Genomic DNA, 11,819 nt, shown 5'->3' with positions numbered 1-11,819 from the left:
TTGGCAGGCAGCGGCCGCCAGCGCCTCGCGGACGCTGCCAAGGCCGACGGCGGCATGGCACGGCTGTTGGCCGCCGTCGGCACCGCTCAGCTGCTACAGGCGTCCGCCCTCGCCGCCGGCACCGGAACGGCGGCGCCGGCAGCCGACGTAACCCCGCCGCAGGTGTCCGGCACCTGCCCGTCGCAGTCAGCAACGGCCCCAACCACAGAGGGTCAGGCCGCAACTGAACCGTCCACAGCAGCGCAGCTCGAAGGAGAGCCATCCGCGGCCGCATCCAGCCTCGGCGGCGCCCTGGCGTCGGCTGCGCGGACCGAGGCGCAGACCATCTACGGCTACCAGGTGGCGCTGACCCGGCTCGGCGGCGACGCGGCGAAATCCGCGGCCGGGGAACTGGCCCATCATGACGCGCTCCTTGGCGCCGTGGAATCCCTGAGCCGGCTGCACTGTTCCGCGGTGCCGCCACGCGAGGCGGGCTACGCGCTGGCGCCGTCCTTCCTGGCCTCCCCCGCCGCCGGCCTCGGCGACCTGGAAGCCGCCGCCCTGCCGGTCTATGGCGACCTCGTGGCGCTGAGTGAGGGCGGGACCCGGCAGTGGGCCATCGCTGCACTGTTCGGGTCTGCGAAGCGGGCGGTGCAGTGGGGTGCGGATTCCGGCGCCCTGCCGGGCCTGGACAGGGCGTCGATGCCGACGCGGCCGGCGGGCGAAACGCCGTCGCAGCCCGCAGGCTGAACGCCGGAGCAAGCCTCGGCTTATTTTGGTAAGCCTTGGAATACTGGCATGCCCCGGCCCCGGGTGATTTGCTGTAGGCATGGAAACGACCGGCGCCGCAACCCAGCACGAGAACGAGCCGCACCACAATGACATCGCACACCGCCTCAATTGGCTCCGCGCGGGCGTCCTGGGGGCCAATGACGGCATCGTCTCCGTCGCAGCGATCGTCGTCGGCGTCGCCGGCGCCACCACCGATACCGGAGCAATCCTGCTCGCGGGCGCCGCGGGCGTGGTGGGCGGCGCTATCTCGATGGCGCTCGGGGAATATGTCTCCGTCAGCAGCCAGAAGGACAGCCAGCACGCCTTGATCGAAAAGGAGCGCCGGGAGCTGGAGGAACAGCCGGAGGAAGAGCTCGAGGAGCTCGCGGCGATCTACCAGGGCAAGGGCCTCAGCCCCGCGACCGCACGGACGGTGGCCAAGGAACTGACGGCGCACGATGCGCTCGGCGCGCACCTCTCAGCCGAACTCCATATTGACGAGACCGACATCGTGAGCCCGTGGCACGCGGCGTTCGCTTCTGCCATCGCGTTTCTCGCCGGTGCAATCCTGCCCATGATGGCCATCCTGCTGCCGCCGGAAAGCATCAGGATTCCGCTGACCTTCGTGGCCGTGCTCGTGGCGTTGGCCGCCACCGGCGCCGTGGGCGCGTGGATTGGCGGTGGCTCAAAGCTCAAGGCAGCGATCCGCGTGGTGATTGGCGGCGCCGTTGCCCTGGTGGCAACGTTCGCCATCGGCAACGCGCTCGGCGCGAGCGGCATCGTCTAAAGGCCCCCGGGTTCCAGAGGAACCATCCGAGGTCCGCCTGGGGCAGGCCAACGCGGCGGCGACCCCTCCGGCCCTACGATAGGTCCCGTGAACGCGATCCCAGATGTCCCCATCCCGCCTGATCTTTCCCGCCGGTACGCCCGTACCCCTGCGGGACGCACCTGGCTGGCGACACTTCCTGACCTGGTCGGGCGATTCCTCGACCAGTGGGACCTGGAGCCGGATCTGGAACCGGGGGCCCTTCCCTGGAATGGGCACGGCGGCGTCGTCATTCCTGTGCGGCGCAGGGACGGGCAGGGGTCCCAGGGCAAGGGCGAGGCAGCCGTGCTGAAGCTGGCTTTTCCGCACGAGGAGGCCACTCGCGAACACCACGCCCTCGCCCTGTGGGGAGGCCACGGCGCCGTCAGGCTGCTGGCCGCCGACGCCGGTTCCTGCGCCCTGCTCCTGGAGCGTCTGGACGCCTGCCGCTCCCTCCTGGATGTCCCGTTGGACACAGCGGTGACGGTGTGGGGCGGCGTGGTCCGCCAGCTCAGCGTGGTCCCGGACAGCCGGCCGGAGTGGCGGGAAATCGACCACGTGGCGGCACGGGCCGAGCAGTGGAGCGATGAATTCCCGGAGGCGTGGGAACACCTCGGGCGGCCGTTCCCACGATGGCTGCTCGAGGCGGCGCTGGAGGTCTGCCAGACCCGTGGCGCCGTCGGCCGGCGGTCCGGCAAGGACGTCCTGGTCCATGCGGACCTGCACTATTTGAACGTCCTGGCCCGGCCCGGCGTCCCGGAGCCGGCAACCCGGAACCCACCGGCGGGGCCGGAACAGTACGCTGCGATCGATCCCCAGCCAATGGTCGGCGAGGCGGAGTTCGCCGTGGCCCCGGTGCTGTGGAACAGGATCCGGGAGTTGCCCCAGCAGGATCCCGGGCGGGCGCTGCTCGCGCGGTGCGCGGATTTCAGTGCGGCCGCCGGTCTGGACGCCGAGGCCGCCCGGCAGTGGAGTCTGGCGCGCGAGGTGGAGAACGCCCTCTGGTATGCCTCGCAGCGCCATCACGAAGGCGATCTGGCCCGATCGCTGTGGGTGGCGAGCACGCTGGCCGGCCGGACGCTTCCCGGCCTGCCCGCCCCGCAGTCACTCCCGACGCCCGGGGAAGCCGGCGGGATAGCTGGCGGCTAGCCCCGCACGGCCGCCAGCGCGTCGCGGACGGCGTCGACGGCGACTCTGACATCGGCGTCGTCCGTGCTCCAGTTGCTCACCGAAATCCGCAGGATATCGCGGTCCTGCCAGCGTGACCCGGACATCCAGACCCGGCCATCAGCCATGACCCTCTCCGTCACGGCCCGGGTCAGGGCGTCGTCGCCAAACGCCAGGGACACCTGGGTGTAGTCGACGTCGTTGAGCACCTCCACGCCGTCCAGCGCCCCGAGCTGTTCGGCCAGCTGCGCGGCCCGGTGCACGAGCGTGCGGACCTGGCTGGCGACACCGTCACGGCCCAGGGATTTGAGCGCTGCCCACACCGGCACGCCGCGCGCCCGGCGGGAGAGCTCGGGCACTCTTTGGGACGGGTCTCCGGCCCCGTCGGCGGCCTGGATCAGGTAGCTGGCGTGCAGCCCCATCGCCGACCGCAGCGCCTGGGCGTCGCGCACGATCACGATCCCGCAGTCGTAGGGGACATTGAGGGTCTTGTGCGCATCTGTGCCCCACGAATCGGCCAGGCCGAGTCCCGCGGTCAGGGCGGACAGTTCGGGCACGGCGGCCGCCCAGAGCCCGAACGCCCCGTCCACGTGGACCCAGGCCCCATGCGCCTTCGCGACGGCGATGGCCTCGGCGAAGGGGTCGAAGGCACCCGAATGCAGGTTGCCGGCCTGCAGGCACACGAGGGCCGGGCCGGGGCGGCCGCCCTCCCCCGTGCTGAGTGCAAGGTCCAGGGCGCAGTCCAGCTCGGCCGGGATGATGCGCCCCTGATGGTCGGAGGGCACCACGGTGGGGTGCCCGAGGCCCAGATAGCGCAAGCCGAGGTCGATCGTTTCGTGGCGCTCCTGGCCCGCGAAGCAGCGGATCCGGGGCGCACCGGCGAGGCCGTCGCCGTCGAGGTCCCAGCCGGCATCGGCCATGAGCCGCCAGCGGGCGGCGGCGAGCCCGGTGAAGTTGGCCATGGTGGCACCGGTGGCAAAGCCGACGTCGGACTCCTCGGGAAGACCCAGGAGCTCAAGGATCCATTTGCCGGCGGCTTCCTCGATCGCGGCGGTGGCGGGCGTGGCGAAACGCAGCCCCGTATTTTGGTCCCAGGCGCTGAGCAGCCAGTCCGCGGCCAGGGCGGCCGGCAGTGTGCCGCCGATGACCCAGCCGAAGAACCGCCCGGACGGCATGGCCATCAGCCCGGGTTCGGCCTTGGCCGCGAGATAGTCCACCACCTCCGCGGCCGGCATCCCCTGTGGGGGCAGCGGGCCGCCGAAGTCGGCCGCGAGCTCGGCCGCCGTCGCCTTCGGTCCGATCCGGCGTGTCTCCTGGCTCTCAAGCCACCGGCGTGCGTGCCCGGCCGCGGCGTCGAGGGCATCCCGGTAGCGTTCCTCACTTGCCGACATAGCTGCATGCTACGCCCGGCGCCAACGGACCGGGAGTCCCATGCGGGTGCCGCGGACCTAGTTGGTGCGTGCACCAGTGCGGCCCTGGGCTTTTTAAGGGGATGGTGGAACGAGTGATGAAAGAGAATGCAGCTCGGGCGCCACCCGCGATGGAGGCCGCAATTTCCTCAATGTACCTTGACGGGTACGTAACCGGACGGGTACCTTCAAGGCGTGGAAGCCGTTATGCACGCCTTGTCAGACGAGAATCGCCGCATAATTCTCGAGCACCTGCGCCGACAGCCGGCGTCGGTCTCCGAACTCGCGGCCGCACTGCCGATCGCTCGCCCGGGGGTCTCACGCCACCTCCGCGTGTTGCGCGAGGCCGGGCTCGTTGAAGTGCACTCACAGGCACAGCAGCGCATCTACAGCCTTCGGCCGGAGCCACTCGCAGAGTTGGATACTTGGCTCGGCCCGTACCGCACATTGTGGGAAGGCCGCTTAAACGCTTTGCATACCGAGATCTCGCGGGGTCACCGCGAGGAGAGGAGCACGACACAATGGCACAGCCAAACAGCGTGATAGGAAGCATTCGCTCGCTCGGTGACGGGAAGGGCGCTGTACGGATGGACTCGCTTTTCGGGACGCCGGCCACAGATCTGTGGACGGCGCTGACCGACCCGACGCGCCTCGCCCGGTGGGTCGCCCGGGTCGATGGCGACCTACATCCCGGTGGGGCGTTCACGGCAGTCTTTACGAGCGGATGGGAAGGCGCCGGACGGGTCGAGTTGTGCGAGGCACCGCGCCGGCTGACCGTGACGATGTCGCCCGGCAGCGAGGAGGAAACGGTCATTGAGGCGGTACTGACTCCCGAGGGACCTGGCACGCGGCTGATTGTTGAGGAACGCGGTCTCCCGCTCGGCGAAATCGCGGCCTATGGAGCGGGCTGGCAGGTGCACATCGAGGATCTGATCAGCTACGAGGCGGGCCTGGAATCCAGCGAGTGGCGCAGCCGATGGATCGAGCTGAACCCGGTGTACGAAGCGCGCTACCGCCTCGATGCCTAATAGGGTCGCGGTTTACCAGAGGCCGCTTCGGTTGTCCGTGAAGGGCCATGTTTGGGCCGCGCCATTCTAGGACAGGTTGTCCTGCCAGACGTCGGAACCGAGCTTGATGATCAGCGCGCCCACCACCACCAGGAACACGATCCGGATGAACTTGCTCCCCTGCCGGACCGCAGTCCGGGCACCGAGGTAGCCGCCGGCCATGTTCGCCATGCCCAGCAGCAGCCCGAGCCCCCACAGCACGGCGCCGTGCGGAACAAAGAACAGCAGGGCGCCGGCGTTAGTGGCCACGTTCACGATCTTGGCCTTGGCGCTGGCCTCCAGGAAGGCGTAGCCCATGGCCGAGACGAGGGCGATGATTAGGAACGATCCGGTGCCGGGACCGATCAGGCCATCGTAGAAGCCGATCACGCCGCCGATCAGGCAGGCCACCACGTAGTGCCGGTGCCCCTCGTGGCGCAGCTTGGTCAGCTCACCGATGCCGGGCTGGAAGGCGGTGAAGAGCGCGACGGCGATCAGCGCCAGCACGATGATCGGCTTGAACACGCTGGCCGGCAGGTTGGCAGCAAGCGCCGCACCGCCGTAGCTGCCTGCCAGCGCGATCGCTGCCATGGGCAGGGCGGTGCGCAGGTCCGGCCGGACGCGGCGGTAGTACGTGGCCGCGCTGGTGCTGGTGCCGAAGATGGAGCCCATCTTGTTGGTCGCCAGCGCCTGGACCGGGCTGATGCCCGGCACCAGGAGCATCGCCGGGAGCTGGATGAGCCCGCCGCCACCGACGACGGCGTCGACCCATCCGGCCGCCAGGCCGGCCACGACGATCAGGATGACAGTTCCGAGCTGGATCGATTCGAGTCCGGAGACCATTGCCTAGTGCGGCCCGGGACGGCGCGGCATCAGCTGTTGCGCACGGCGTTGACCACGTAGTCAACAGCCTTGTCAACGGCTACATTCTCGGCATTGCCGCTGCGGCGGTCCTTGATCTCCACGACGCCGTCCACGAGTCCGCGCCCGACGGCGAGGATGGTGGGGACGCCGACGAGTTCGGCATCGCCGAACTTCACGCCGGGGGAAACCTTGGGGCGGTCGTCATAGATGACGTCCAGGCCGGCAGCCTCGAGCTCCAGGGACAGTTTTTCGGCGGCGGCGAAGATTTCCTCACCGCGGCCCACGGCCACAACGTGGATGTCGGCGGGGGCGACGGCCCGCGGCCAGACCAGGCCCCGGTCATCGTGGTTGGACTCTGCCAGGGCCGCCACGGCGCGGGTGACGCCGACGCCGTAGGAGCCCATGGTCACCACCACCTGCTTGCCGTTCTGGTCCAGGACTTTCAGGTCCAGGGCGGCGGCGTACTTCCGGCCGAGTTGGAAGATGTGGCCCATTTCGATGCCGCGGGCGGTTTCGAGGGGACCGGAACCGTCGGGCGCCTCGTCGCCGGCGCGCACCTCGGTGCACTCGATGACTCCGTCCCAGCCGAAGTCGCGTCCGGCGACGAGGCCAAAGACGTGCTTGCCGGCCTCGTTGGCGCCGGTGACCCAGGCAGAGCCGCTGACGACGCGGGGATCCACAAGGTAGAGCAGCTTTGCGGCGCCCTCGCTGCCCAGCAGCCGCGCGTCCAGGGACATGCCGGGGCCGAGGTAGCCCTTGACGATCAGGGGCTGCTTCTTGAGGTCGTCTTCGTTGGCGGCTTCGAGCGTGATCTCGCCGGCAATCGGCAGGAAGGACCCGATGTTCGCCTCGACGCGCTTGAGGTCAACGCCGCGGTCTCCGGGGAGGCCGATGACGACGATCTGGCGTTCGCCGGTGGGCAGCGTCACGGCGAGGACGACGTTCTTGAGCGTGTCGGCGGCGGTCCAGGGACCGCCGTCGGCCTCTGTGCGCGGAACCAGGACGTTGGCGGCGTCGACGAGGGTTTCGATGGTGGGGGTGTCCGGGGTGTCGCGGACTTCGGCGGCCGGGGCGTTGCTGAAGTCGATGTCCGCGGGGACCACGGTGGTGACGGCCTCGACGTTGGCCGCGTAGCCGCCGGCCGAGCGCACGAAGGTGTCCTCACCGATCTCGGTGGGGTGCAGGAATTCCTCGCTCTTGGACCCGCCCATGGCACCGGCAGTGGCAGCAACCGGAATCACTTCGAGGCCGAGGCGCTCGAAGATCTTCAGGTACGCGCCGCGGTGGGCGGCGTAGCTGTCGTCCAGGCCGGCGTCGTCGACGTCGAAGGAGTAGGAGTCCTTCATGATGAATTCGCGGCCGCGCAGCAGGCCTGCGCGGGGACGCGCCTCATCGCGGTACTTGTTCTGGATCTGGTAGATGCTCAGCGGCAGGTCCTTGTACGAGGAGTACAGGTCCTTGACCAGCAGGGTGAACATCTCCTCGTGCGTGGGGGCCAGAAGGTAGTCGTTGCCCTTGCGGTCCTTGAGCCGGAAGATGCCCTCGCCGTATTCGGTCCAGCGGTTCGTGGCCTCGTAGGGTTCCTTGGGCAGCAGCGCCGGGAAGTGGACTTCCTGGGCTCCGATGGCGGTCATTTCCTCGCGGATGACCTGCTCCACCTTGCGCAGCACACTCAGCCCCAGCGGGAGCCAGGTGTAAATGCCGGGCGCGGCCCGCCGGATGTAGCCGGCGCGGACCAGGAGCCGGTGGCTGGCCACCTCGGCGTCGGCGGGATCTTCGCGCAGGGTGCGCAGGAACAGCTTGGAGAGTCGAAGGACCACAGGTGGGGTATCCGTTTCTGGGGAAGTGCGGGCAAAGCCTAAGAAAAGCATCTAGGTACTAATCTACCGTCCAGAGCGCGCCGCTTTGCCGCGCCGGCCCCGCCGCGTCCCCGCTACTGCCCCGCTTCTCCCCCGCTTCTCCCCCGCTTCTGCGGAGCGCGGCGCATGGAAGAGCCACGCCATAACTGATGGAAGCCCCTGGCCGTTTCCGGCTGGTCATCCCGTCATGGCGTGGCTCCGTGGCCCCAGCACCCCCAGATCTCAGGCTGCGAGCTACTTGGTGTCGTCTCCAGGCGCTGTCTTCCCCGGAAAATGCGTTGGGAAATGTGTGCGCCTATGCGACACGGCTAGGTAGAACCTATGTGACATGCGGCCGGGAAGCAATAGTCTGCAACCGGATATTTTCGGCATGTCGTTGCGGGTCCGGTGCGCGGCGGCAATCGGGCTACTTCCCGACGAGCACGGCGGCCTGGTCCAGTAATTTTCCGGCCCGGGAGATGGCGTCGGCCTCGCTGCCGCCACCTGCCGCGCTGACGGTGATGAGAACGCCGTCCTGGATCACCTGTCCGGTAATCGCCGATTGCTTCCGGCCGCCCGGCAGTGTGGTGTCTGTCCGGTACGCGACGGTGCCCGCGGTTGAGCCGAATCCGGCCAGCTTGGTCAGTTTGAGGTCCACTTTGGTGCCATTGGTCGTGAATGAAAGGGCTGAGCACTTATTGAAGTCCTCGCCCTGGGCGAGTCCCTTCTCGAGCAGCTTGGCGTCAGCCCGGAACGCCAGGGAGACACCCGTGGAAGCGCCCGTCCCGGCATCTTGGGCCACCCCCGCCGCGACCGCCGTGCCCTCGGTCGAGGCTGCCTGGCCGCCAAGGGCCAGAGCCGCGCACTCCGCGGGTTCTACCGAGATCGATGCCAGCAAGGACTTTGCCTGCTCGACCGACTTCTTGAGATCGGCAAGCTGCATCACGGTGAGCGGCTTGCCGTGCGCATCCTTCAACTGTGCCACGAGGGCCGTCAGTTCATCGCTCGTGTAAGCCTTGGCTTGCGTCTGGGTGGGAGTAGGCGTCGCGGCCGCGCTGGGAACCGTCGTTGCGGCCTGGGCTTGCGCACTCTTGGCTGTATCCGTCGAGCCGGTGGGGGTGCCACATGCGGCCAATCCCACGGCGCCCCAGGCGAGGAGCGCCGAGGCCCCGAAAATGCGCAGCACTGATGTCTTCATGTTTCCCCCAAAAAACTAGACCGGCCAGCCGGCATTTGCCCGCTAGAAGAGCACTGTAGCGAACGTGCCCACCTGGCGAAAGCCCACCCGATCGTAGGTGGCGCGCGCCTTGGCGTTGAACCCGTTGACGTACAGGCTGGTCACCGGCGCGAGGGTCTGGGCGAGGACGACGACGGCGGCCATGTAGCCCGCGCTCAGTCCCAGTCCGCGGAAGTCGGGATTCATCCAGACACCCTGGACCTGGGTCACTTCCGGCGTGACGGCTCCGAGTTCGGCCTTGAAGACCACATCGCCGGCGGCGTTCACGTGCACGAGGGAATGGCCCTGGCGGATGAGGCTCTTGACGCGCCGGCTGTAATACTCCCTGCCGCCAAGGTAGGGCGAATAGCCCACTTCTTCCTCAAACATTGCGGCGCATGCGGGCAGGATCTTGTCGAAGTCAGCCAGCTGGCCAAAGCCGAGTGCGGGCTCGGGCCGGACAGCGGGCGGGCCCGAGATCGTCAGCAGGGGCTGGTGGTCCCGGACTTCGTGGGCGGTCTGGCCGAGCTGCTCCAGCGCCGCGTAGAGAGCCAGCACAGTTTCGGCGGGGCCAAAGATCGAGGCGTAGCGGCGCCCGGAGCGGTGCGCGGCCATCGCAATGAGACCGGCGAGCTCGGGCGCCAGTTCGATCGGCACCAGGTTGGCGCCGGCCCAGCAGGCACCGAGGAGGGTGCCGCCGTCGAACACGCCAAGAATGCTGGCGCCCCCTGCCGTGGGAGACGCCGTACCGGCGGTCTCCAGGTGCGAGAGGATGAAGACATTGGCGACGGCGTCCCGGTCCGCCAGCGCCAGCAGTTGTCCGGTGTCCGCGCCGCCAAGGACCCGGACGACGACGCCGGGAGCGGCGTCGTCCTTACGAGACGCTAACCACGGGGCTACCCTTGACAGCATCTTCGCCATCGGCGTCCCCCATCTCTTCTGCGATACGCATGGCTTCTTCGATCAGTGTCTCAACAATCTGATCCTCCGGGACAGTCTTGATGACCTCGCCCCTGACAAAGATCTGGCCCTTGCCGTTGCCGGAGGCAACGCCGAGATCGGCCTCTCGGGCCTCGCCGGGACCATTGACCACGCAGCCCATAACTGCCACGCGCAGCGGGACCTCCATGCCTTCCAGGCCAGCGGTGACCTGCTCGGCGAGCGTGTAGACGTCCACCTGGGCGCGGCCGCAGGACGGGCAGGAGACGATTTCCAGCTTGCGGGGGCGCAGGTTGAGCGACTGCAGGATCTGGTTGCCCACCTTGATTTCCTCGACCGGCGGGGCCGAGAGGGAGACGCGGATGGTGTCGCCGATCCCGCGGGAGAGCAGGGCGCCAAACGCCGTGGCGGACTTAATGGTGCCCTGGAAGGCCGGTCCCGCCTCGGTGACGCCGAGGTGCAGGGGCCAGTCGCCCTTCTCGGCCAGCATCTCGTAGGCGGCAACCATGATGACCGGGTCGTTGTGCTTGACGGAGATCTTGAAGTCGTGGAAACCGTGCTCCTCGAAGAGCGACGCCTCCCAGACGGCGGATTCCACGAGGGCTTCCGGGGTGGCCTTGCCGTATTTCTTCATGATGCCCGGTTCCAGGGATCCGGCGTTGACGCCGATCCGGATGGAGGTGCCGTGGTCCTTGGCGGCGCGGGCGATCTCCTTGACCTGGTCATCGAACTTGCGGATATTGCCCGGGTTCACACGCACGGCGGCACAGCCGGCCTCGATCGCGGCGAAGACGTACTTCGGCTGGAAGTGGATGTCCGCGATCACCGGGATCTGGGACTTCTTGGCGATGATCGGCAGCGCCTCGGCGTCATCGGCGGACGGGCAGGCGACGCGCACAATGTCGCAGCCGGAGGCCGTGAGTTCCGCGATCTGCTGCAGGGTGGCGTTGATGTCGGTCGTCGGCGTCGTGGTCATGGACTGGACGCTGATGGGCGAATCGGAGCCGACGCCGACTGATCCCACCTTGATCTGGCGCGTCTTGCGGCGGGGGGCAAGAACGGGGGGCGGTGCTGACGGCATTCCCAGGCTGACCGAGGTCACATGGACTCCCTTTTAGAATTCGAAGTTGCGAAGGTGCGGGCGGGACGGGCTAGGCGTGCTCGGCCAGAAGACCGGTCAGCGGCGCCCACACGGTGGTGCGGGTCCCCGAGATGGCACCGGCGGCTGCGAAGGGGTCCTGCCGCAGAAGGTCATTCAAGGCCGCCTCATCGGCGGCCTTGAAGATGAGCAGCGCGCCTGCACCGTCGCCGTAGGGGCCGCTGGCCAGCAGGGCGCCTTCACGGGCAAGATCCGCGGTCCATTTGCGGTGTGCCGGGCGGCTGGCATCGCGGACCTCGGATGATTCGGCGTCGTACACGTACTCCACAGCAAAAACAGTCATATGGATACACTATCGCCCTGTTTGCCCGGTTCCCATCCGGAGGCTCCGGGGCACGCGGTCAGCCGAGGAAGAGGACCTTGGCCAGTGCGGCGACACCGGCTGCCCAGAGCATGGAGGTGAGGGTTCCGATGATGAACCGCTCGGCGGCCACCGGGGTGGCTTTCAACTCGGCAAACCGGCCGAGGCCCTTGATGGCCACGACGTAGGCGATGGCGACGGGCTGGCCGGCCAGGATCGCCAGGCACACGGCGAACCGTTCCAGGATGCCGATAATGGCACCGCCGCGCAGGATGCGCACGCTGCTGACGGTCTCGGTGGGCGGCGCTGGCGGCTTTCCCGGGGG

At 68.4% G+C, this 11,819-nt stretch carries 12 protein-coding genes and 1 pseudogene; 5 read left to right on the top strand and 8 right to left on the bottom strand.

Annotation, left to right across the window (positions count from 1 at the left end; genetic code table 11):
* From Y706_RS27510 to Y706_RS0114310, 3 genes are all read left to right on the top strand, one after another.
* On the top strand, positions 1–729 hold a 729-nt coding region (locus Y706_RS27510; protein WP_043436197.1), incomplete at its 5' end, for a DUF4439 domain-containing protein.
* Positions 730–808: 79 nt separating this feature from the next.
* Positions 809–1,537 (top strand): VIT1/CCC1 transporter family protein, encoded by a 729-nt coding sequence (locus tag Y706_RS0114315; RefSeq protein WP_028277118.1) that lies wholly within the window; start codon positions 809–811, stop codon positions 1,535–1,537.
* Between the two features lie 87 nt (positions 1,538–1,624).
* Entirely contained in the window at positions 1,625–2,704 is a 1,080-nt protein-coding gene (locus Y706_RS0114310) for an aminoglycoside phosphotransferase family protein (protein WP_028277117.1), read from the top strand.
* Here Y706_RS0114310 and Y706_RS0114305 read toward each other — a convergent pair.
* Complete coding sequence (locus tag Y706_RS0114305; RefSeq protein ID WP_028277116.1) at positions 2,701–4,113, bottom strand: pyridoxal phosphate-dependent decarboxylase family protein; 1,413 nt, start codon at positions 4,111–4,113, stop codon at positions 2,701–2,703. The two genes, Y706_RS0114310 and Y706_RS0114305, sit on opposite strands and share 4 nt — an antisense overlap.
* 225 nt (positions 4,114–4,338) lie before the next feature.
* Between Y706_RS0114305 and Y706_RS0114300 the strand changes: the two genes are divergently transcribed.
* Both Y706_RS0114300 and Y706_RS0114295 read left to right on the top strand, forming a co-directional pair.
* The gene (locus Y706_RS0114300) at positions 4,339–4,674 is read left to right on the top strand and encodes an ArsR/SmtB family transcription factor (protein ID WP_343213070.1); all 336 of its coding nucleotides are present in this window, start codon (positions 4,339–4,341) and stop codon (positions 4,672–4,674) included.
* Positions 4,653–5,159 carry an SRPBCC domain-containing protein gene (locus tag Y706_RS0114295; RefSeq protein ID WP_084476150.1) on the top strand — a complete coding sequence of 169 codons (507 nt, stop codon included), beginning with the start codon at positions 4,653–4,655 and terminating at the stop codon, positions 5,157–5,159. The genes Y706_RS0114300 and Y706_RS0114295 overlap by 22 nt, the downstream gene beginning before the upstream one ends.
* A gap of 66 nt (positions 5,160–5,225) precedes the next feature.
* Here Y706_RS0114295 and Y706_RS0114290 read toward each other — a convergent pair whose 3' ends face one another.
* The 7 genes and pseudogenes from Y706_RS0114290 to Y706_RS25575 all read right to left on the bottom strand — a co-directional run.
* Entirely contained in the window at positions 5,226–6,020 is a 795-nt protein-coding gene (locus Y706_RS0114290; RefSeq protein ID WP_028277113.1) for a sulfite exporter TauE/SafE family protein, read from the bottom strand.
* Positions 6,021–6,049: 29 nt separating this feature from the next.
* Positions 6,050–7,861 (bottom strand): proline--tRNA ligase, encoded by a 1,812-nt coding sequence (locus tag Y706_RS0114285; RefSeq protein WP_028277112.1) that lies wholly within the window; start codon positions 7,859–7,861, stop codon positions 6,050–6,052.
* A gap of 445 nt (positions 7,862–8,306) precedes the next feature.
* The gene (locus Y706_RS0114280) at positions 8,307–9,077 is read right to left on the bottom strand and encodes a hypothetical protein (RefSeq protein ID WP_028277111.1); all 771 of its coding nucleotides are present in this window, start codon (positions 9,075–9,077) and stop codon (positions 8,307–8,309) included.
* Positions 9,078–9,119: 42 nt separating this feature from the next.
* Positions 9,120–10,007, bottom strand: a complete 888-nt coding sequence (locus Y706_RS0114275) for a GNAT family N-acetyltransferase (protein ID WP_028277110.1) — start codon at positions 10,005–10,007, stop codon at positions 9,120–9,122.
* Entirely contained in the window at positions 9,970–11,136 is a 1,167-nt protein-coding gene (gene ispG / locus Y706_RS0114270; RefSeq protein WP_028277109.1) for a flavodoxin-dependent (E)-4-hydroxy-3-methylbut-2-enyl-diphosphate synthase, read from the bottom strand. Before ispG ends, Y706_RS0114275 begins: the two co-directional genes overlap by 38 nt.
* A gap of 49 nt (positions 11,137–11,185) precedes the next feature.
* Complete coding sequence (locus tag Y706_RS0114265; RefSeq protein WP_028277108.1) at positions 11,186–11,476, bottom strand: YciI family protein; 291 nt, start codon at positions 11,474–11,476, stop codon at positions 11,186–11,188.
* A 58-nt stretch (positions 11,477–11,534) separates the two neighbouring features.
* Positions 11,535–11,819 (bottom strand): annotated as a pseudogene (locus Y706_RS25575) (hypothetical protein); the annotation flags it as partial.

Source organism: Arthrobacter sp. I3 (assembly GCF_000520575.1).
Classification (GTDB): domain Bacteria; phylum Actinomycetota; class Actinomycetes; order Actinomycetales; family Micrococcaceae; genus Arthrobacter; species Arthrobacter humicola_A.
This window is presented reverse-complemented; position numbering and strand designations above follow the sequence as displayed.